General features: G+C 43.0%; 26 protein-coding genes. 12 read left to right on the top strand and 14 right to left on the bottom strand.

Annotation, left to right across the window (positions count from 1 at the left end; genetic code table 11):
- The first annotated feature begins 28 nt into the window (after nt 1-28).
- The 8 genes from rsxA (at nt 29) to GHNINEIG_RS05430 (ending at nt 6,753) form a co-directional block, all read left to right on the top strand.
- Nucleotides 29-607, top strand: a complete 579-nt coding sequence (gene rsxA / locus GHNINEIG_RS05465) for an electron transport complex subunit RsxA (protein WP_011370458.1) — start codon at nt 29-31, stop codon at nt 605-607.
- Nucleotides 604-1,176, top strand: a complete 573-nt coding sequence (rsxB, locus tag GHNINEIG_RS05460; protein ID WP_135795714.1) for an electron transport complex subunit RsxB — start codon at nt 604-606, stop codon at nt 1,174-1,176. Before rsxA ends, rsxB begins: the two co-directional genes overlap by 4 nt.
- A gap of 11 nt (nt 1,177-1,187) precedes the next feature.
- Nucleotides 1,188-3,275, top strand: a complete 2,088-nt coding sequence (gene rsxC, locus GHNINEIG_RS05455) for an electron transport complex subunit RsxC (RefSeq protein WP_135795713.1) — start codon at nt 1,188-1,190, stop codon at nt 3,273-3,275.
- A 72-nt stretch (nt 3,276-3,347) separates the two neighbouring features.
- Nucleotides 3,348-4,379, top strand: a complete 1,032-nt coding sequence (locus GHNINEIG_RS05450) for an RnfABCDGE type electron transport complex subunit D (RefSeq protein WP_135795712.1) — start codon at nt 3,348-3,350, stop codon at nt 4,377-4,379.
- Between the two features lie 2 nt (nt 4,380-4,381).
- Nucleotides 4,382-5,035 (top strand): electron transport complex subunit RsxG, encoded by a 654-nt coding sequence (gene rsxG, locus GHNINEIG_RS05445; protein WP_135795711.1) that lies wholly within the window; start codon nt 4,382-4,384, stop codon nt 5,033-5,035.
- Nucleotides 5,028-5,759: an electron transport complex subunit E gene (locus GHNINEIG_RS05440; protein ID WP_135795710.1), complete on the top strand. Its 732-nt coding sequence runs from the start codon at nt 5,028-5,030 to the stop codon at nt 5,757-5,759. The genes rsxG and GHNINEIG_RS05440 overlap by 8 nt, the downstream gene beginning before the upstream one ends.
- 11 nt (nt 5,760-5,770) lie before the next feature.
- On the top strand, nt 5,771-6,403 hold the full coding sequence (nth, locus tag GHNINEIG_RS05435) for an endonuclease III (protein WP_135795709.1): 633 nt from the start codon (nt 5,771-5,773) through the stop codon (nt 6,401-6,403).
- Between the two features lie 116 nt (nt 6,404-6,519).
- The gene (locus GHNINEIG_RS05430) at nt 6,520-6,753 is read left to right on the top strand and encodes a DUF2789 domain-containing protein (protein WP_135795708.1); all 234 of its coding nucleotides are present in this window, start codon (nt 6,520-6,522) and stop codon (nt 6,751-6,753) included.
- A gap of 13 nt (nt 6,754-6,766) precedes the next feature.
- Here GHNINEIG_RS05430 and GHNINEIG_RS05425 read toward each other — a convergent pair whose 3' ends face one another.
- On the bottom strand, nt 6,767-7,204 hold the full coding sequence (locus GHNINEIG_RS05425; RefSeq protein ID WP_135795707.1) for a hypothetical protein: 438 nt from the start codon (nt 7,202-7,204) through the stop codon (nt 6,767-6,769).
- A 166-nt stretch (nt 7,205-7,370) separates the two neighbouring features.
- Between GHNINEIG_RS05425 and GHNINEIG_RS05420 the strand changes: the two genes are divergently transcribed.
- A complete protein-coding gene (locus GHNINEIG_RS05420) occupies nt 7,371-7,661 on the top strand; it encodes a hypothetical protein (RefSeq protein ID WP_135795706.1) in 291 nt (96 codons plus the stop codon).
- Between the two features lie 87 nt (nt 7,662-7,748).
- Here GHNINEIG_RS05420 and GHNINEIG_RS05415 read toward each other — a convergent pair whose 3' ends face one another.
- Nucleotides 7,749-8,363, bottom strand: a complete 615-nt coding sequence (locus GHNINEIG_RS05415; protein ID WP_135795705.1) for an FKBP-type peptidyl-prolyl cis-trans isomerase — start codon at nt 8,361-8,363, stop codon at nt 7,749-7,751.
- A gap of 127 nt (nt 8,364-8,490) precedes the next feature.
- Here GHNINEIG_RS05415 and GHNINEIG_RS05410 point away from each other — a divergent pair, with 127 nt between their 5' ends.
- A complete protein-coding gene (locus tag GHNINEIG_RS05410; RefSeq protein WP_135795704.1) occupies nt 8,491-9,102 on the top strand; it encodes a DUF938 domain-containing protein in 612 nt (203 codons plus the stop codon).
- 44 nt (nt 9,103-9,146) lie between these two features.
- Here the strand turns inward: GHNINEIG_RS05410 and nfsB are convergent, their stop codons facing one another.
- From nfsB to GHNINEIG_RS05370, 8 genes are all read right to left on the bottom strand, one after another.
- Nucleotides 9,147-9,803: an oxygen-insensitive NAD(P)H nitroreductase gene (nfsB, locus tag GHNINEIG_RS05405; RefSeq protein ID WP_135795703.1), complete on the bottom strand. Its 657-nt coding sequence runs from the start codon at nt 9,801-9,803 to the stop codon at nt 9,147-9,149.
- 427 nt (nt 9,804-10,230) lie between these two features.
- A complete protein-coding gene (locus GHNINEIG_RS05400; RefSeq protein ID WP_135796833.1) occupies nt 10,231-11,133 on the bottom strand; it encodes a GGDEF domain-containing protein in 903 nt (300 codons plus the stop codon).
- Between the two features lie 123 nt (nt 11,134-11,256).
- Nucleotides 11,257-12,342 carry an acyl-CoA dehydrogenase family protein gene (locus GHNINEIG_RS05395; protein WP_135795702.1) on the bottom strand — a complete coding sequence of 362 codons (1,086 nt, stop codon included), beginning with the start codon at nt 12,340-12,342 and terminating at the stop codon, nt 11,257-11,259.
- A gap of 213 nt (nt 12,343-12,555) precedes the next feature.
- Nucleotides 12,556-12,792, bottom strand: a complete 237-nt coding sequence (locus tag GHNINEIG_RS05390; protein ID WP_135795701.1) for a hypothetical protein — start codon at nt 12,790-12,792, stop codon at nt 12,556-12,558.
- On the bottom strand, nt 12,789-13,421 hold the full coding sequence (gene parA, locus GHNINEIG_RS05385) for a ParA family partition ATPase (RefSeq protein ID WP_135795700.1): 633 nt from the start codon (nt 13,419-13,421) through the stop codon (nt 12,789-12,791). The genes GHNINEIG_RS05390 and parA overlap by 4 nt, the downstream gene beginning before the upstream one ends.
- Before the next feature lie 285 nt (nt 13,422-13,706).
- On the bottom strand, nt 13,707-14,006 hold the full coding sequence (locus tag GHNINEIG_RS05380) for a hypothetical protein (protein WP_135795699.1): 300 nt from the start codon (nt 14,004-14,006) through the stop codon (nt 13,707-13,709).
- 153 nt (nt 14,007-14,159) lie between these two features.
- On the bottom strand, nt 14,160-14,600 hold the full coding sequence (locus tag GHNINEIG_RS05375; protein WP_135795698.1) for a hypothetical protein: 441 nt from the start codon (nt 14,598-14,600) through the stop codon (nt 14,160-14,162).
- 228 nt (nt 14,601-14,828) lie between these two features.
- Nucleotides 14,829-16,478, bottom strand: a complete 1,650-nt coding sequence (locus GHNINEIG_RS05370) for a sensor domain-containing diguanylate cyclase (protein ID WP_135795697.1) — start codon at nt 16,476-16,478, stop codon at nt 14,829-14,831.
- Between the two features lie 329 nt (nt 16,479-16,807).
- Between GHNINEIG_RS05370 and GHNINEIG_RS05365 the strand changes: the two genes are divergently transcribed.
- Nucleotides 16,808-17,062 (top strand): hypothetical protein, encoded by a 255-nt coding sequence (locus GHNINEIG_RS05365; protein WP_135795696.1) that lies wholly within the window; start codon nt 16,808-16,810, stop codon nt 17,060-17,062.
- Between the two features lie 124 nt (nt 17,063-17,186).
- Complete coding sequence (locus tag GHNINEIG_RS05360; protein WP_135795695.1) at nt 17,187-18,080, top strand: NHL repeat-containing protein; 894 nt, start codon at nt 17,187-17,189, stop codon at nt 18,078-18,080.
- 157 nt (nt 18,081-18,237) lie between these two features.
- Here the strand turns inward: GHNINEIG_RS05360 and wrbA are convergent, their stop codons facing one another.
- The 4 genes from wrbA to GHNINEIG_RS05340 form a co-directional block, all read right to left on the bottom strand.
- On the bottom strand, nt 18,238-18,843 hold the full coding sequence (wrbA, locus tag GHNINEIG_RS05355; RefSeq protein WP_135795694.1) for an NAD(P)H:quinone oxidoreductase: 606 nt from the start codon (nt 18,841-18,843) through the stop codon (nt 18,238-18,240).
- Nucleotides 18,844-19,004: 161 nt separating this feature from the next.
- Nucleotides 19,005-20,090: an ADP-ribosylglycohydrolase family protein gene (locus GHNINEIG_RS05350; protein ID WP_135795693.1), complete on the bottom strand. Its 1,086-nt coding sequence runs from the start codon at nt 20,088-20,090 to the stop codon at nt 19,005-19,007.
- A gap of 227 nt (nt 20,091-20,317) precedes the next feature.
- Entirely contained in the window at nt 20,318-20,893 is a 576-nt protein-coding gene (locus GHNINEIG_RS05345) for a hypothetical protein (protein ID WP_135795692.1), read from the bottom strand.
- Between the two features lie 147 nt (nt 20,894-21,040).
- Entirely contained in the window at nt 21,041-21,511 is a 471-nt protein-coding gene (locus tag GHNINEIG_RS05340; protein WP_189636933.1) for a GNAT family N-acetyltransferase, read from the bottom strand.
- Between the last annotated feature and the right edge of the window lie 27 nt (nt 21,512-21,538).

Genomic DNA, 21,538 nt, shown 5'->3' with positions numbered 1-21,538 from the left:
TAACCTCAAATAAAAGATTCGCTCATTTATGATGGAATACATTCTCATTATTATCAGCACGGTTTTGGTCAACAATTTCGTGCTGGTCAAGTTTTTAGGCCTCTGCCCATTCATGGGCGTGTCTAAAAAAACCGATGCCGCTTTGGGAATGGGCATGGCGACGACATTCGTCATGACACTTTCTTCCGTCTTAAGTTATCTTATCAATACTTACCTGTTAGTGCCTTTTGGGCTAGAATTCCTGCAAACCATTGGGTTTATTCTTGCCATCGCCGCCGTGGTCGGGTTTACTGAAATGGCCATACACAAAACCAGTCCGGTGCTATATCAAGTGCTTGGAATCTACATTCCTTTAATCACTACAAACTGTGCTGTTCTCGGTGTTGCCTTGCTAAACGTAGGAGAACGTCATGACTTTATCGAATCGGCGTTCTATGGCTTTGGAGCAGCACTCGGGTTTACGTTAGTGATGATTTTATTTGCCTCTATTCGTGAACGCATTGCCTATGCCGATGTACCAAAGCCGTTTCAAGGAGCTCCCATTGCTTTAATTACGGCTGGACTGATGTCGGTTGCCTTTATGGGATTTGGTGGTCTCGTTAAATGATCTCAGCAATATTGATTTTCTTAGCGCTGGCGATCATCTTTGGAATTCTGTTGGGATACGCCTCTGTTCGCTTTAAAGTGGAAGGCAACCCGGTTGCGGAACAAATAGACAACGTCCTGCCACAAACACAGTGCGGACAGTGCGGTTTTCCAGGGTGCAAACCTTATGCCGAAGCCTTAGCAAAAGGCGAATCTGAGGTGAATTTATGCGTTCCAGGCGGACATGAAGTCATGATCCAGATTTCTGAAATCACCCACCGTGAACCGAAGGAAATGGAAGCGGAACCCGAAGACATTGCTCAGAAAATCGTTGCCAAAATAGATGAGGACATTTGTATTGGCTGTGTTCATTGCATCAAAGCTTGTCCGGTAGACGCCATCTTAGGTGCCACCAAAATGATGCATACCGTGATTGAAAGCGAATGTACCGGCTGCGAAAAATGCATCCCGGTGTGTCCGGTCGACTGCATCGACATGATTCCACAAGAAGTGACACCGCAAACATGGGGTTGGCCTGAACCCACGCCTCAAGAAGCACCATTGATTCAAACTTTTCCGTCAAAGGAATAGATTCACATTCTATGAAAACCACACTGACACAAACTTTAAAGCAAAAACTGATTATCGGTTTGTCTAGGCTTTATCCTATGGCTAAGCGAGCTTTGTATCGTTTTCATGGTGGTGTGTTTCCCCGCTATAATAAAGAATTATCTTTGAGTCACCCGCTGGTGACTGACTTTATTCCTGAAATTTTGGTTTTACCGCTTCAACAGCATGTTGGTATCAGCACTGAACCATTAGTCAAACCGGGTGACCACGTCTTAAAAAACCAGTTGTTAGCCGATACTGAAAAAGGATTGGCCGCGCCTATCCATGCACCGACCTCCGGGAAAATCATTGCAATTGAACCCCGTACATTACCACATGCATCCGGTTTATCAGGATTAAGCATTATTTTAGAAAGCGACCAAAAAGATGAGGTCATCGAAAACAGTTTAGAGGTGGACGGTTCCACGCCAGACACGCCCAACAAACTGAAAGCACTGGTTCACAAAGCCGGCATCGTCGGCATGGGTGGAGCTGGATTCCCCACTTTCGCTAAGATCCCTTCTCAACCAGGACAAATCAAATATCTGCTAATCAACGGGGCTGAGTGTGAACCGTTTATTACTTGTGACGACATGTTGATGCAAACCCGTGCGGAAGAAATCGTCCAAGGCGCCTTAATTGTTGCTCAATCTTTAGGGATTAATCAGATTTTATGTGGCATAGAGGACAATAAAGCCAAAGCCATCAAAGCCATGCAAAAAGCCGCCGCCAATACATCAGTTCAAATCAAAGTTGTGGTCACCGCTTACCCGATGGGTGGGCAAACACAACTCACACAAGAGCTGACTGGCATTGAGTTACCCGCTCATACGCATGCGATTGATGTCGGAGTCTTGATGATGAATGTCGCGACGTTCGCTGCCATCTACCAAGCAACCGTTCACGGCAACCCTCTCACATCAAGATACATCACCGTCTCTGGTTTAGGGTTAAACAAACCCTTTAACATTGATGCTCGTTTGGGCACTTCCTTTAAAGAACTGGCGCTTTTAGCCGATCCTAAAACACCATTAGAGTATCCACTTATCAAGGGCGGACCAATGATGGGAATTGAAATGCAAAGCAATGATGTGCCTGTCATCAAAACCACGAACTGCATTTTAGCCACCCCACCAGAACCCATGGAAGAACCGATGCCTTGCATTCGTTGTGGCGAATGTATGGATGCTTGCCCAGTCAACTTATTACCTCAACAATTATATTGGCATAGCCGCAGTCATGAATTTGATAAAGTAGAATCGCTCAAGGTGTTTGATTGCATCGAATGCGGTTGTTGCAGTTTTGTCTGCCCAAGCCACATACCACTGGTACAGTACTATCGTTTTGCCAAATCTGAAATCAAACACATCAAACAAGAAGAAGCCACCGCCGAGCTGGCCAAAAAACGCCATGAATTCAGGCAAGAACGCTTAGAACGCGAAAAAAGAGAACGTGAAGCACGCATTAAAGCGAAAAAAGAAGCGGTCAAACAAAGGGCCGCACAACAAGCTAAGAGCGAAACCACCGAAACGGACAAACCTAAAACCAGCGCAGCCGCAGCGGCCGCTGCGCGTGCAGCTAAAGCACGTGCCGAAAAAGCAGGAAAAGATACTTCCGGTAGCGTAGAGCCAAAACTGTCAGCACGAGATAAAGCCATTGCCGCGGCTAAAAAACGCGCTGAAGCTGCAAACAAATCTTCCGCTTCAAAAACATCAGAAGCCGCAGAAGAAAAAAGTAGCCCGAAACCAAAAGATCCGAAAGCCGCAGCGATGGCGGCGGCTAAAAAGCGCGCTGCACAAAAAGCGAAAGAAAAACAATCATCCAATCATCATGTCGCCGATCAAGCTCAGTCTGATACAGTCGAAGACAAACGTGCTGCAGCCATTAAAGCCGCCCGCCAAAAAGCCGCTGAGAAAAAACGTACAGAACTATCGGAACAGTCAGAAAATGACGTTCCACCGGAAGAAAAAACAAAAACCGCTTCCAGTAAAACCACTCATGCAAAACAGAAAGCGGCAATGGCAGCCGCCAAAGCGCGGGCAAAAAAACAACACTCTAAATCCGGTGAAGAAAAAGACTAAAGCATTTAAAACGGTTTACAAAATACATTATGATGACAAACAACATTTACAAAGGCTGAAATAGGTTCAATCATGGCAACCATTCCGCATACTTCCCCATTCACGCATAACGCCAGTAGCGTTAGAAAAGTGATGCTACAAGTCCAAATCGCTGCTTTTCCAGCATTGATGACGCACATCTATTTTTTCGGGTTTGGCATCACGATTCAATGGACGCTAGCGGTGCTGACCCTGATTATCGTCGAAACCGCATTACTAAAATTACGAAACCGCCCTGTTGCTCCCTATATATTCGATTTGAGTGGTTTGATTACCGTTACTGGCATTGTATTCTGTATCCCACCAGAGTCACCTTGGTGGGTGATCGTATCAGGGGTGACCTTCGCACTTATTTTTGGGAAGCACCTTTATGGGGGCTTAGGTTACAACCCTTTTAACCCTGCCATGCTGGGCTATGCTTTCTTATTGATTTCCTTTCCGGCGGAATTAACGCAATGGACATTACCATCCGAGGTGTCTGGTCATCACATCAGCTTCATTGAATCATTCCATTTGATTTTTACTGGTCAATCCCTGAATTTATCTTTTGACCAACTCACTGGCGCTACGCCGCTTGATGAAGTGAAAACGGCTTTATCCATGGGCGTACCGGTAACCACCACACTTAACAGTAGCAACTTCAATGGTGAACAAATCCCCTACGGTTGGGCATGGATTAATATGGCTTTCTTTTTGGGTGGTTTATGGATGCTGTATAAACGTGCCATCCGCTGGCAATATCCAGTCGGCTTTCTAGGCACCTTAGCGGCCATTGCCTACATCTTTAACTGGATTGATCCGAACACTTACGCCCCTGCCAGTTTCCATTTATTAACGGGGGGTATCATGTTGGCGGCATTTTTTATTATTACCGACCCTGTTACTTCCAGCACCACCCCGCTTGGGCGGTTCATTTATGCTGCTGGTATTGCCGTACTGGTATATGTCATCAGAAACTGGGGGGCTTTCCCGGATGGCATTGCGTTTGGAATCTTAATCATGAATATGTTTGTTCCCTTAATTGATCAATATACGCAACCGCGTGTCGTTGGATATCAGAGATAAATATGGCTAACAAAGATACGACGAAAAAATCTCAACCCAAACAAGAGCTCTGGCAAAGAATGCTGCGTGCCGCGCGTTTACTCAGCATCTACACCGTCATTGGTGTCGGGCTATTACTATTGGTCAAACAATTAACCGACAAACCGATTCAAACCGCAGAGAAACGCGTTTTGCTTGAAACCATTAACCAGCTGCTCCCTTCAGAAGAGTATGATAATGCGTTATTAAATGACACTACTGAAGTCACGGCACCCAAATACTTAAATACGACCGACCCCGTAACGGTTTATCGAGCACGTAAAAATGGCCAACCGGTCGCATTAATTTTGACTACACACGCGCCAGATGGATACAACGGAGATATTAAAATCATGTTGGCAGTTTATAAAGATGGCCGTATTGCGGGAGTTCGTGTATTAAAACACAAAGAAACCCCGGGGTTAGGCGACAAAATCGAACTGAAAAAATCCAATTGGATTCTTGGCTTCAACGGCCTGAAACTGCGTGAAGACAACGCCAACCTCTGGGCGGTCCGAAAAGACGGAGGCGGATTTGATCAATTTACTGGGGCCACCATTACCCCGCGTGCGGTCATTAAAGCCGTTAAAAACGCACTCCAATTTATTCAGGAGAAAGGAGCGAAATTGTATGAGTAACTCTTCTGAGAATATTCTGACCCATAAATGGACGGAATACCAAAAAATTGCTCGAAACGGTCTTTGGAATAACAACCAGGCACTTGTCGCTTTATTGGGGTTGTGTCCTCTTCTCGCCGTAACCAACAACACAGTCAATGGTATTGGATTAGGATTAGCGACCATGGCGGTTCTGATTGTCTCCAATGTACTCGTCTCTCTGATTCGGGATCATGTGTCCGATGAGGTACGCATTCCCGTTTTTATCGCCATCATCGCTTCAGCCGTGACAGTGATAGATCTCCTAATGGAAGCCTATTTGCATACCTTACACGGCATCCTCGGTATTTTCATTCCGTTGATTGTCACCAACTGTGCCATCCTTGGACGTGCTGAAGCCTATGCCTCTAAAAATTCGGTCGATAAATCGTTAATCGACGCATTTTTCATGGGCTTAGGTTTTGCGTTGGTGTTGATTGTATTAGGCGCGTTACGCGAAATTATCGGCAATGGCACTCTGTTCGACCAAATGGACTTGATGTTCGGTGAATCGGCCAAAGCGTTGACCATTCACTTATGGGAAGATTACCATCCGGTTCTATTAGCCATTCTGCCACCGGGTGCCTTTATTGGACTTGGCTTACTGGTCGCCTTGAAGAATGCCATTGAACAACGAAAAGCCGCCAAAGCGCAAAATGTGTTGGGCGTCCAGGTATCGGTTAACCCACTAAGAGCACCAGAATAAGATAGAAAACCATGAACAAGCAAAAACGCCTAGAAATTTTCCAACGTTTAGCTGAAGCCATCCCGGAACCGGAAACAGAGCTGAATTACAGCACGCCCTTCGAGCTGCTGATTGCCGTGATTCTGTCGGCACAAGCCACTGATAAAGGCGTCAATATTGCCACCGACAAACTCTTTCCCGTTGCCAACACGCCGGAAGCCATTTATGCGTTGGGTGAAGAAGGATTGAAAGAATACATCAAAACCATTGGCTTGTTTAATACCAAAGGCGCCAATATCATCAAAACCTGCAAAATGCTGATTGAGCTGCACAATTCACAGGTGCCTGATAATCGAAAGGACTTGGAAGCCCTACCCGGTGTGGGTCGCAAAACCGCCAATGTTGTTCTCAATACCGCATTTGGCCATCCTACGATGGCGGTCGATACTCATATTTTTCGAGTCTCAAACCGCACCAAGCTCGCACCAGGCAAAAATGTTTTGGAAGTGGAACAAAAACTCCTGAAAAACGTGCCAAAAGAATACATTATCCCCGCCCATCATTTACTGATTCTTCATGGCCGTTATACCTGCACGGCTCGCAAACCCAGATGCGGCGCCTGCTGTATTTACGACCTGTGTGAATACAAAGAGAAAACAGCTTAAAATAGCCAGGCCTGGCTGTTTTAACGTTTTAACATCACCGTTTTCATTCTGGTTTTCATTTTCTTTTTTCAGGTGTAGAATAAATAATCATTCAGCACAATAAGGAAGATAAACAGATGGATACGTCCGCTCACGACTTAAATGCATTATTCTCTCAACTGGGATTAGACAATTCGGATGAAGCCATTGAAGCTTTCTTAAGCAAGCAACCCAAACTGTCTCAAGTCACTTTGTTACATGAAGCCTCTATCTGGAATCCTTCTCAGGCAGCATTCTTGAAGGAAGCCGTAGAAGAAGATGCCGCTTGGGTGGATGCGGTCAACCACCTAGATACTCTGCTGAGAAAATAAAGTACGTTTTACGTTACTCTAAGATAGGAAACCAAGGCGAGGATTCGGTTTTTTGATACAAATGACGAAAATCCGTCTTTAATGTATCCTCCAATCCTTTTTCTCGGGCCTGTTGGCAACCGCCAAGCTGGTAAATCTCGGCATAAAGTTCTTTTTTTAACGCCGCTTCCGTTTCTCTCGGATCACGGGTTAAAAACTGTTTGATAAAGTTATTAATCGTTAAATTATACTTCTCGATAAACAACCGATTTACTTTCGCTTCCTTTTGGGAGGCGCTGACCCCACGGCAACGTTGATTAAAATAATCATACTTTAATGCGGTTTTCACCAACGCCACATGAAGAGCTTCGCCTTTCAATTCTTGATCGGGTGATGCGGAAACGGGTAAAACCAACATCCACCCCATCAAAACCAATCCATAAATAAACCTGGTTTTCTGCATAGCAATCATCTTATTTTAACCTTCATTCCTTCAAGCAGATAATAGCAAAACTTTACCATATAAAAGCGAACGACAGGCTGATTCTTATCAGAAAGCGGTTACTTTTCAAGAAGTGCCCATACACCTTCAAACATCCCTATAATAGAAAGGTAATATCATTAAAGAGTCATTATTTATGAAAACATTCTTCACTAAACTGTTCTCTCCCATTCTTAATATATTTGAAAAAGGCGAGGAACCAGAACATTACACCCCTTCACACCGAAAAATTCTGCTGATCATGGGCATCTTGTTTTCGATTTTATCAGTGGTGTCCGTCTATTTTGGCTTTCGCACCGAGGTGATGGCGGCACTGTTCCCTGCCATCCTTTTTGCAGGCATAGGGATAGTTTGTGTGATAATCGCTTTATTAGGAAGTGATCGCGCCGTAACGAATATTTGGCAAAGCACTCGACAAAGTCGCTAATAATCGACGTAGCTCATCGCGAACGCTATGTTATAGAAACAAAAAAGCCCACAAATGTGGGCTTTTTTAAACTCGGCCGGTCTTTACTTAAGACACGATATCCAATAATTCCACATCAAAGATCAATGCAGAATATGGTGGAATCTTCCCACCCGAACCTTGCGGGCCATATGCCAAATCTTGCGGAATATATAAACGCCATTTAGACCCTTTTGGCATCATCTGTAAGGCTTCTGTCCAACCTGGAATCACTCGATTCACTGGAAACTCAGCAGGCTGACCACGCTCTACCGAACTGTCAAATACAGAGCCATCCACTAACATACCGTGATAATGCGTTGATACCACCGATTCTGCTGATGGCTTATCACCCTCGCCTTCCACCAAAATCTCATATTGCAGTCCAGATTCTGTCACCACAATATTGTCTTTTTTGGCATTCTCAGTCAAAAAGGCTTCGCCTTCTGCCGCTGCGGCTTCAGCGCGCTCAGCTTCTTTGGCTTGCATCATGTCATTGATTTCTTGAAACGCCTGTCTGAATTGTTCATCCGCAATCGGGCTGGCTTTACCTTGTAAAGCATCCATTAGCCCTTGCGCCATCGCTTCGGCATTCAATCCTTCAAACGGGTCAGCGGCTAATTGGTCACCAAACTGACGACCTAAACCATAACTTACAATATCCGGTGTGGTGGTATAAGACATAATTCAACACTCATTTATTCAAAAAAAAGCATCATAGCATAAAAGCACTCTCTAGACTAAAAAGCCGCCTCATAAAAGGCTGTGCCCTTTTTGTTATAATAAAACCCATTACATTAAAAGGTGCTCCATGTCATTAACCGCCACTTTTGCAAAACCGTTTGCGCAATCCAGCGATGAAAACAAACACGTCATTTTAAAGGCGATTCATCCCTTTTTAAAAGACCGGTCGTCCGTGTTAGAAATTGCCAGTGGCACTGGCCAACATGCGGTTTATTTTGCCGAAAAAATGCCGCATCTTACTTGGCAGACATCTGACTTAATGGAAGCCCACACCGGCATCAAACAGTGGATAACAGAAGCCGGTTTAGACAATGTGCTACCACCGCTTAAGTTGAATGTATCAGAAGATAACTGGCCCAGTTGTCAGTACGATGCGCTTTTCAGCGCCAATAGCTTTCACATTATGGCAAAACACCATATTGAAGATTTCTTTAAGAACGTCTCTCAAGTACTTGAGAAAAAAGGCATCGTGATGATTTACGGCCCTTTTAATTATCAAGGACACTTCACCAGTGAGAGCAATGAACGGTTTGATGCCTGGTTAAAACAACGCAACCCACAAAGCGGCATTAAAGCGTTTGAATGGTGTAACCAATTGGCTGAGAACGCTGAACTAATGCTCTTAAAAGACATTGAAATGCCGCAAAATAATCGTATTTTGATTTGGGAAAAGAAATGACGTCAACTCATCGCCCAACACATAAGCATCGGGCGTAGCTTGCATCATTTTAAGAAAGTAAAAATCTCTGCTTCTGGAAATCTGGACTTGGGTAACGCCGCATTAAAATCGTCTTCAGCGCGATAGCCTAATGCCACCACCGCAACAGTGGTGAAGCCTAGATTTTTAAGGTCAAACTCTTCGTTCAACACGTCAAGATCCACGCCTTCAATTGGAACAGCATCAATTCCTAACGCTGCGGCGCCCAACAATAAATTCCCCATATTCAGATATACCTGGTTTTGTGTCCAACACGCCACATCATCTCGTTCTTTTCGATGAAGGTCGGCATAAAAACCACGTACCTTTAAAGCCATCTCTTTTCCTTCCGGTTTAGGAAAACGCCCATCCATATCTTCTTGATCGGTTATCTTTTCCAGATATGCGTCCGTGATCTCTGTTTTAGCGCAAAACAGCACCACATGCGATGCGTCTAAAATCTTCGGATTATTCGCCGCATACGCCCCTTCAGCGCCTTTGGCAATGCGTGCTTTCCCCTCAGCTGAATCAGCAATGATAAAGTGCCACGGCTGAGAATTAACTGATGACGGGCTTAGATGTAATAATGCCTTAATCTGCGCAAATTGCTCATCGGTAATACGCTGATTTGGATCAAATTTTTTCGTGGCATAACGCGAGTTTAATATTTCAGTTACGTTCATAATTTCTCTCATGGTAAACAAAAGCCATTCTTTTGGCGTTTTTAAAATTTTATCCTGATGATATAGATAATAGCATTCTGACTGGCCAGCAATCGAGCCTGATTCTATTGAATTTTTATTTTTTCTGTCAATTAATACCAGTTTTAGTATCTATTGGAAACAACAATAGCCGTCTTCCAATACGGTTTTTTGAGTAATTAAGCATCATTTATTATAAAAAAATAACCAGGTCTGGCCATTTTTCAGAAAGATAAGCGAATTATCCTCTTATAAATCCCACACTGTCAATTAGCGCAAAGCTTCACGACTACGATCCTACATCAATAACAATGACATGGTCAGAGATAGCGAGCATGGGCGTCGGACTCGTATTGATTTGTAATTTAATCAATAGAAACTCAATAGTGTAGGCTGGAAGAAACTCAAATCAGTCGATAACGATTTGGTTTTTACCGTTTTTCTTAGCGGTATATAAAGCTTTGTCGACACGCTTCAAGGTGTCTTGGTAAGATTCATCTACTGGCTTAATGGTTGTCATGCCCATACTGACACTGACCTTAATGCCATCAACACAAAAAGGAGTCAGCCCCCGTTTAAATTCTGCAGACAGCTTTTCAGATAAAGACACCGCTTCTTCCAGTTCGGTTCCTGGTAAAACGACGATGAATTCATCTCCCCCAAAACGGCAGGCGATATCATTTTTATTTAAATGAGACCGGCAGATACGGGTAACGGCAAGAATCACATCATCCCCGGCATGATGCCCAAAACGGTCGTTGACCTGTTTTAAATTATCAAGGTCAAACATCAATATGGAAGTTGGCGTGGCATGTTGTGCAAAAGCGTCAAAATGCAAAAGGAGGTCATGTTCCAATCGTCTTCGGTTGAAAATGCCGGTCAATTGATCAGTATCACTTAATGCACGTAATTTAACTTCCAAATCATGTCGTTCGGAAATATTGCTCGCCACCCATAAAACCACTTCTTCTTCATCAACAAGAAAATCCAGTGCTTGAATACGCCCTTCAAACCAAATAGGGTTTTGCGGCCCTTCATCTGGCAACCCTTTCACATCTTTATTACTGAGCTCATACTCTTCAATCAACAGTTTTTTAGACCACAAAGCTTCTTCAATTTTTGCTAAAAACCAATTCGATTTTTCCGCTTCAATTAAATCAGCAATATACAACCCGACAAGACCACTGCCATCATGGTAATAACGATTGTCTCGGCCACCGTAAACCGCCACATATTTACCACTTCTTGAGAACAAAAAGGCCGGATCCGGCAAGGCATCAAGAACGGCGGGCATTTTTTCAAGACTGATCATATCTTCTTTCTTTATGCTCATTGAAAGGTAATGAAACCCTAGCGTGATAATTCAAAACGGCTCACAATTTATCATTCGCCATAGAATAATATTACCACTATTTTTTGAAAAAACTTAGATTAATCAATCAGTAGGGCTGACAATGACATGTTGACTCAAGGTGTGTAAATCACGCCAAGCTCTGCCAAATTCAGAGGTTGTAAACACGGCCATCATGCCCGAACGAGCTTTCAAAGCATCAACCCCTTTTAGGCAATTCTGAACCATTTCGATTACTTCTTCTGAAATCTTCTCACGCAATTCCTCCGATGGAGGCTGTCTTGTTTCAGCTACTTGCCAAACCTGTTCCGCACGTTGATACAGTCGGGTACGTGCTTCATCAAGTAACCGCTGTGCTTGCGTGCATTGCTGTTGAATTTCTACTTTATCCATCAAGGAGTCGGTAGCACCGAAAACCTGTTTTTGCTTGGCAAACCCCATGAACGCTTCAATGGCATGATGCGTAATGCCGATGGCCACACTGCCAAAAGACAGACTGGCTAAGGTTTCCAATGGACAAAAGAAAATCGGGTCCTGCAATAAAGGAGGCTTAGCCAACGAAAACGTATGAGCCTTTGGAACGTCAATCGAATCGATACTGAAATCATGGCTACCAGTGGCTTTCATGCCAATCACATCCCAAGTGTGGTGCACCGTCACTTCAGCGGCCGGCACGGCAATGGATAAAATCTCATTATCGCTCCCTGCAACTTTGCAATTTGCCGTAAACCAGCTGGCATAATCCGACCCACTGGCATAAGCCCACCTTCCCGAAATCTCAAACCCATCTTTTAAAGGAATGGCTTCTCCACTGGGCATACCCGACCCGGCAATGACTGCTCGCTCCGGTGAAAAAATGTCATGCGCCGCCTGTTCTTCCAGAAAACCGGAAAACAAACCACCCCCCGCACCAATCATGACCAACCAACCGGTCGCGCCATCTGCAGAGGCCACACACTCAAACACTTTTAACGCCGTGGTTAAATCGGTGGCTTCTCCGTCAAATTTTTCAGGAATAAACAAGCGAAACACTCGGTGTTCAAACAGAGCCTCCAAAACGTCTTCTTGTATACGTCCAAGCCGTTCTGATGCTTCAGAGCTTTGCTTGATAATGGGTAAAATAGATTGGATGTTGTCTAATAATTTTTCAGGGGAAAGATGCTTAGGCATGATGTTTTAACAGCTTTAATCAATTAATTAATAAGTAAGGTCGAACATAAGATAGGAAACATTTTAATACAACCTGACTCATTAAGCTCGACAAGTCAGCCGTCTTTATTCCCCAGAGAGTCAAATAAAAAAACCACCGCCCTAGCACGCTTAGGGGTTGGTGGTTCGGTGATTTAATGAGTAGTTAGTAATTACTCATGAACTAAAAAAAAGTTAATCCGGCCAAACCCGGTTAGACCCCATGGGTTTAACCGCTTCTTCTTGCTCCGGTTTCTGTGCATCTGGTTTCTTTGTGGCCGGCTTTTTAGCAGCTGGCTTTCTAACCGGTGTTTTTCGTGCTGGCGTACTCGCTTTAACGTCCTTTTTTTCTTCCTCTGTTTCCGGTGTTTTAGCTCGGCGCACGCTGCTGGCTAACTTAGACGCAGTTGTTGCATTGTTTTTCGTTGTCATAAGACCTCCTCAATAATATCATCGATTTCTTTGGCGGCCATTTCACCGCGTTTCCCCATACAATAAACACTCACACCATCGACCGCTGCATTGCGATACACCGCACGACGGCGAATGCCGCTTTGCAATGCAGGAATATCAAATTCCTCCAAAGCTTCCTTCATGGCTGTTGATAACGCGCTACGCGGTTCCAGTTGGTTGACCACAATATACGGCTTCAATTGACGATTTCGAAGCTTAGCGTGCTCAATGGCTTCCGCAATGCGAATACTGGCCCATAAATCAACTGGAGAGGGCAAGACAGGAATCAACACCGCTTCCGACACTTGCAACGCCGATTGCATCACCCCTGTTTCCAAAGTAGGTGGACAGTCCAACACAATAAAATCATAATCTTTTGCAAAACGTTCCGCCTCGCGCGCCAACTGCCCTCCGACTGAAATGACCGAGACCGGAAACGGTTTATCATCCGAAGACAAACTACTCCACTGACTGGCCGACCCTTGCGGGTCCGCATCAATGACCAAAACGCGACCTTGTTTTACTAAACCCGCGGCAAAATTCATACTCAAGGTGGTTTTACCGGTGCCACCTTTTTGATTGGCAATAGAAAAAATACGTGCCGACATAACGCTTCCATAAAATTAAAAGAACCCACTCAGACGAAGCTTGTTCAAAACGACAATATGCTAAACAGGCCAGGCCTGGTGGTTTTTAGATAGGTTTAAGTATTACAGACAAAGGCGGGTTGGAAGAGATTTTTTCCATTCGAATATACTATTGGTTACAAGAGAAAGTAAGCAATGTGCCTATAACTTGAAATAATTGGCTCGGCACATTATTCATTGATTTGAAAAATAAATAGTCGAATGACCTGCTCACGCAGGCTTGTTGCTATCAAAGCAAAAAGATTTTTACATTAAATGTTCAACAATTAACGTTTGCACAAAGTTGCTATCAAACCCGTCATTACTGACATCATCAATCCAACATGGATTCGGATCAAATCCTTCATAAAGGGCGAACCCCACTTTATATTCTTCGCCAAAACGCGCAAACATAAAAACAAATTTATTACTGTTTTCTGTGTTACTCATCGTACAAGAACCGTTCTCTGCAATGTCAAATTTAATGGTGGCATCCTCATGCTGCGCCAAATAATTTTCAATTTCCGATGAAATCAACTGGTGTAAATCTTCATAACTTTCGACCACAAAAAACTCCTAAATTTAAAATAAAAAATCCTTCGCCCAAACCTTAACCGGTCAGACAGTTTTCAAATATTCTAAAGCAAGGGAACTCTTTCGTCTTTAAAAATTAAATTTTTAAAAATAAAAAACAACTCTATGGCTGTCATTATCAAATCGTTATGGACCAATCCATTTTCCCGCTTGGATAGCGCATTGGCGGACTCTGTTCGCTCTTTGTTGTGGTGAACCATACACCGGAAAATTAGAGCTGCTTCCCCCATTTACAAATAAATAATAGGCTGCCAGTATTTCCTGAGGAATACCATTTGAAGCGGCCCAGCAATCGGCTTCCGCTTCTCTTGCTGCGGCGAAAGCTCCAGGCGGCATCAACTGGTGATGGTGAACGACATGGCCATATTCATGTGCACGAAAAAAGCCACATGCTGGCCCAATTTGTTGACAAATAATCGGATTATAAAAAATCACAGCGCCATACATTGGATGAGGCTGAACCATCGCAATATCATTTAACTGTGGGTTAGGAATTTCAGGCACCGCATTGGCTTGGAACGACACAAGCAAACTGAACAACAGCGCAATGACTTTAACCGGTTTCATTGTCTTTCTCCTGGTAATCCTATTTGCCTGCCTAATGTTCACTTCATACATTAAACCAAGCAGAGTTTGAATTATTTACTTAGCAATCTTTTCTAAGTAAATATTATTACCAACAAAAACATAACACAATGTTTTTATTACAAAAATAAAATTTAAAAATTCCAGTAAATATTTTTTGACAGCGTACCAACATAAAAAATAACCAGGCCTGGCTGTTTTTGAAAAGCGTTAGATGAAAGAGGAATCACTGACTTTTTGCTGAAAACTTTGCTTTTTTCGCTGTTGTTTATTTTCGTACATTCGCATGTCAGCTAGATGCTTCAGTTCTGAAGTATTCGCCACCTCATACATAAAGGCCACACCCGCACTCACCCCGGCATGCTCGAATCCGATTTGCTGCATCTTCTCAACCACGCTTTCTATCACTGTCTGCACTCTATTTGTATCGCCATCTTGACTGATTACCGCAAACTCATCCCCTCCCACTCGATAAATCTTTCCTTTCTCGCCTAGGCCTTTTTTCATTAAAGCGGCAAACATTTTCAATAACTCATCGCCTTTTGCATGTCCAAAGCGGTCGTTGTACAGTTTTAAGTTATCCATATCAATGTAAGTTAAAGAAGAAGCTTGTTCGAAAGAAGCCAACTCAGCTTCCAAAGCATAACGATTCGGCACCTGCGTAACCGCGTCCGTGTGTGCCAACTTATTACTTTGATCGAGACTAAAAAGCATTTTCATACGCTCACGATATAACTTTCCAACCTGATAGGTGAGCACTAAGGCGAGCAAGATAACCTCCATGGCGATTGCAGCCAACCCATAATGTTCAACGTAAATGGTGTTTGAACTCAATTGTGTTGGCAAAGTGGCCATACTCGCCAGCACGATAAAACTCATTAAAGCAACCAAATACAAACGCGCCACCATACTGCCTTGCAACGATCGTGTGACCCCAGCGACCAACCCATATAACAGAAAAACCCATACTCCATAACGCGCCATCTCATTGATCCAATTGGGGAACAGCATGGCAAATAAGGCAAATAAAACCAATAACGCCACAGAGATGATGCCCATTGTGTGCAGCCTTTTGTTTTTAATAGGGTGAATTTCCAAAAGCTTCATCACAAAAAGTATGTAAATAACGTTAGAAATCAAAATGGGAAAAGACGTCAGATAAAAGTTATGCCAATGAAACAGTTGAGACAAAATCAAATGCGCACCGGCATTAAACAGCAAGTTTGAAAAGATAAAGATGGCATACAGAATTTCTGTATTACGTGAACGCGCAAAAGAAAGCGCCCCGTAATAAATGCCCATTGAAAGAAAAATACCAATACCAATCAATACAATGGCATTACCCAGCTTAATTTCCTGCTGGTAATGAGCAAGCGTACTGACATAAGGAACAGGCTGGGCGATAAAATAAGGTGAAGCCACTTCCACACGAAGCGTATATTGCCCCGTTTTTAAATGAAATGTGCGACCATGTCGGAGAAAAAATGGATTTGGTTCACTGCTACCTATCCCGCCTGAGGCACGATCAACCAGTTTGTTATTCTGGTCGTAAATATAAAAAGAAAACTGGTCTATCGTAGAGGTGTTTTTAAAGTCAACAACATAAAAACCCTCTTTTTCAATTCTCAGCTCACCAGAATAAAGATAATGGCCGCCGACTAAAGAAATGCCATCTTGTTTTTGTAAAGTATTTTCCGCTTCAGGGGGTTCAGGTTTAAATTGTTGGCCTTCATTAAGGCTAAACAATTGCCAGTCAATATTCAGAGCTTTAGCTTGAGCTTGGCTAGCAAAAATAAAACTGATGAATAAGCTGGCATAAAACACAGCCTTATAAATTGAATACTTATTAGAATTCCGCACGTTTATCTCTTATTAACTGAGCAGCAAAAAAGAAAAACGCTCCATACATAATCCGCAACACAAAACCGGAAAAAACCATAAAAAAATGACTAATCAATACTAACCTCAATTAACTTATTCAGTGCTACAAAATAATAAACCTGCATTATCTTATGCTTTTTTTCAAAAAAAATATAAAAATAATCATGATTTTCAATAACTTTTTCTTTATCCAACCATCAAATAAATCAAATCAACAGTCATGCTTTTTCAAACAAGAAACTTTTTATATGCTTTAAGATAGTTTGTTCAAAGCTTCTCCATTAAACACTCAACATAAGGACGAATAAATGGATCACTCAGCAAAACCAGCACGCTCATCAGGCAAAGAAGCCCTTAAAAAGGCCATTATTTTTAGTATCCCTTTATTTATTCTTAACTACCTCATCGTCTCTCACCTGATTCAAGATATTGGTTTGCCTTACTTCCTGTCAGCCTATCAACCTGCGTTTTACCTGTTATTTAATTTTATTCTGGATTTTATTATCTTTAACATCGTATTAATAGCATTCCACAAACTCGAACATCACCGAATGACGCCCTGAAACAAATAATAGAAGATAAAACAACAAACCACTTTGGTCAGTATAAATAACTAGAGAGCATGGTAGAATAATTCTAAAAGTGCTGTAACCGAGTTAAAACAATCCATTAATCTTTCAGGAGTTGATGATGAAACCTATCCAAAGCTTTAAAAGCAGTCTCTTAGTATTACTGGCCGCATTTTGGTCTGTAACCGCTATGGCAAACCAAGAAAGCGCAAGAATCATGGTCAGCGATGTCGGTTTTGCTACACCGGAATCGGTCGAATATGATGCTGCCGAAGATGTGTATTTGGTCTCGAACATTAATGGTAGTCCGTTCGAAGCGGATGACAATGGGTTTATCTCAAAACTGAGTCCTGAGGGCAAAGTGATTGATCTAAAATGGATTGATGGCGCCAGTGACAACGTCCAATTACATGCCCCAAAAGGTATGACCATTATCGGCAATAAACTGTTTGTGGCCGACATCACGCAAATACGTGTCTTTGAACTGCCAAGTGGAAAGCAACTGCCTTCCATCAACGTTCAAGGCAGCAGCTTCTTAAATGGTATCACGGCGGGTAATGGCGATTATGTCTATGTCTCCGATACTGGCATGAAACCCGGGTTTAAATCTTCAGGGACCGATGCCATCTATAAAGTCTGGGAAAATGGCAAAGTTGAGACCATCTTGAAAGACCCGAACATGGGCAGACCCAACGGCATTTTGAATGATAATGGTGATATTTATGTGGTGTTTTTCAGCACCGCTAAAATGATTAAAATGGATGAGAAAGGCCACATCACCGAAATGCCGAAACCATTCGGAGCACGATTAGACGGTCTGGTGAAATTACCAGATGGTAGCTTGGCGATGTCTAGCTGGGAAAGTTCGTCGATTGATGTCTATAAAAACGGTGAATACGAAACCATTGCCGAGTTTCTGAACTCCCCTGCGGATATGGGAGTCGACACAAAACGTAACCGCTTACTGATTCCGCTCTTTAATGAAGATAAGGTGTTGATTTTACCGCTGTAAAAACGGGTTCAACTTAAAGCGTTTATTGACACACTCAATAAACGCTCATTGATAATCAATGCCAGCCTGTCATGTTTTATTGAAAAAAGAACGTGACCTTTTCCTACATCTCAAAAAAAAACCGAAGCCCCACGGCTAATTGTTCGAATGATTGTATTTATGAAGCGGATTGTTTCTTCGCGACTTCCGCTACATGGACACCTTGACACTTGGCAATCTTAATTTCATTTTCTGAAGGTTGTCGGCTACCGTCACCTCCAGCTAAAGTGCTCGCCCCATAAGGTGTGCCACCGGTTATTTCACTCATATTAGTCATTTCCTGACAAGAATAAGGAACGCCGACAACGATCATGCCGTAATGAAACAGATTTGTGTGAAACGACGTGATGGTCGTTTCTTGACCGCCATGCTGTGTCCCGGTGGAGGTGAATACGCTACCGACCTTGTTTATCAATTTTCCACCTGCCCAAAGTCCCCCTGTCTGATCTAGGAAATTTCGCATCTGCGCACACATATTGCCAAAGCGCGTCGGGGTACCAAATATGATGGCATCATAATCGGCTAACTCGCTCGGTGTTGCGATTGGTGCTGATTGATCAAGTTTAACGCCAGCCTTTTGCGCTTGCTCATCCGTCATTAACTCAGGCACACGCTTAATCGTCACTGCCACACCCTCAACGCTACCTGCGCCCTCAGCAACTGCTTTAGCCATCGTTTCAACGTGACCATACATGCTGTAGTACAAAACAAGAACTTTCGTCATATTCCTTCTCCCTAGTTTCGGTAAGAACCACAATACAAACGCTTACAGCCATGTTAAATGAGCTATATTACGTATGTCAACCATCCTTAAAAAAGGTCACTTTATCTTAAAAAATCCCTCTAAAAATAGCATTAACGTTAACGTATCCAGCTTTGTTAAGCTTAGATTGGCTCGATATCAGAAGCCAATTTTTCAGCTAACTGGGTCAATTCATCTGCGTTATTGAGCCCGTCAAGAAATCGCTTAGGGATACCACTCAAACCGACTTGGGCACCTGTAAGCGTTGCGGTCAATATTGCCCGTGCCTGATTTTGACCACCGCCGTTAACGGCATGCAGCACGGCTGACTCAAAGTCATTATGAAATAAAGCAGATAGATAATAAGCGGCAGGCAGTTGATGGTAAATGGCGCATGGCATCCCATAAACGATAGAGACTTTCCAAGGCGGATCAATTCGAATATCCGAATCAAAGGCCGCCGCCGCCATATAAGAAGGTGAAAGTAATGCATCAGGCGAAGCAAAACGCCCAGCGCGTGGCGGATCAGGGTCCCCTTTTTGCGGAGGTTGCAAATCATCATTCGTGACGGCATGAAAAGGCAACGCACCGCTTTTCACCCGCTTCATCAATTTTGCAGAAATATCCGCATCCAAGCGGTTCCCTTCAACAACAAGCCCTAATACAGCGCCAAAGGCAACCGTCATGGAGACGACCGTCTCATCCTCCTGTGTCAAAATAGCATTTTGGGTAATAGCCGCGGCCAGTTTGTCAGGCTGAAATGCATAACGAACCGCAATAGCAAGGGTGCGCTCAATCGCTTCGGTTGTGTCCGCATGCCCGCCCGTTTGACCCCAGGGTAAGTTTTGCTGAACCCGTTTGCGCCACGCATCGCGAATGGATTGGCTGGTATAGTTCCCCGGTCCGCTTATGGGCGTACCATCAAGCAGAGGAAAAAGTTCCTCATCCATTCGGCGGCAAAAATCTTTCTCATCGTAGCCTTTGTTTTCGACCAGAGAATGCAGCATAAGTTCCAAGATGAACCCTGCCTGAGAAAGTTGACCTGCTTTCAAGCCATCATGATATCGACCCGGTTTTGGATCGGTGTATTCATCTATCCAATCACCATAGTCTCTACGCAGTTCCGTCAGGTCGTAATACCAATGAGGGCCAACTGCAAGGGCATCGCCGATAAAAGCCCCCATAATCGCACCCGCAGCACGATCTTTCACTTCCGAAGGATTAATCATAATTACTCCTTAATTGCCGCTTTTATACTAACATTATTTTTCAGAGTAATAATTCAATTATCACGTTTATAAGATATTGTTTTAATTAAATTTATTAATAGAAACTTAATAAAAAACCCGCTAAAAAAATACTAAGCGGGTTAATGAAGTGCGTTGAGGGGCGTTAAATTGACCAGGCCTGGCTGTTTTTTTTGTTTGGTCCAATTATTCGCTCAGCCTTCTATTCATCAGCCAATCCAAGACATCACGGTGTTTAACAGCCCTCTTTCGGATGTCGGCGCTATCTGTTTCATTCTCACCATGAGGCCTGTTTGGGTTTTTAACACCGTGTATACCGTATCGGTTTTGATTTCTTTATACACAGAGGTGCCGTATGTCGTATCCACCAAAAAACTAAACGTATTAATCAATGCATCACTTTCCAATTGATAGGCTTTGTGCTTATGGATGTTTTGTTTTTCGATGTCGTTATATCGACCTTCAAACCTATTTAAAATATATCTTGAATCCACGCCAAACACATTGGCCCAATATTCCATCTTAATGAAGCCAGCATCCATTCTCCATTGGTCACCATATATTTTATAGTCGCCCATTTTAAAACCATCAGGCTTATAAAGATGCGCGATGTAAACATCCTTTTTATTGTCTACGGCATCAAAGGTGATCGTTGCAATAACTTTTTCTTCCGTTAATGACGAATAGGTCAACGCTAATAAAACGGCCAAAATGGCGTTTAACATCAAGCTGACAATTATCACAAAAACGGGGATTGCTAACACCCTACCAATTAACCGACGCATTGAGTTCCTTCTTGTTTATTTAGTTTTTTCACTAACTCACAATAATCATACTTGATAAAAATAGCTAATCAAAATAATCATTCCCAGAATTCGGATACAAAAAAACCCGCATAAGCGAGCTTTTTAATATTCAAAAATAGTGGTTTGTTAAGTAATTTTATATTCCATAAAAACAGCTTCGGGGTGAGGATTAAATCGGTAAGGCTCTATTTCCTTAAAGCCATACCATTGATACAACTGTAACGCTTTATCAAGCGCTCTAATACTGTCTAACCGTATAGAACAATACCCCATTTCTCTTGCCTGACATAAAAACGCCTTTGTCAGTGCTTTGCCTATACCCATACCATGACAGTTTGATAAAACATACATTCGTTTCATCTCAGCGATACCCGGTTCAAGCTCTCTAAGACCAACCGCGCCAACATAAGCGCCTTCTAGTTTTGCCAACAAGAGAGCGCCTTTAGGTTCACCATACATCTTCGATAGTGACCTCAGTTCATCAGAAAATCCCTGAAACTCAAGATCAAGACCTAAATATTTTGCATAAGCTCGAAATAGCTGAGAGCCTGCTTCAAACTGTTTTTCTGTTTTGGCTATTTCAACCTCTACAGGCATGTAGTATCTCCTAACTATCATGAAAAG

This window comes from Hydrogenovibrio crunogenus (assembly GCF_004786015.1).
GTDB lineage: Bacteria > Pseudomonadota > Gammaproteobacteria > Thiomicrospirales > Thiomicrospiraceae > Hydrogenovibrio > Hydrogenovibrio crunogenus.
The sequence above is the reverse complement of the archived record's forward strand: the minus strand, read 5'-3'. Positions and strand labels throughout refer to the sequence as shown.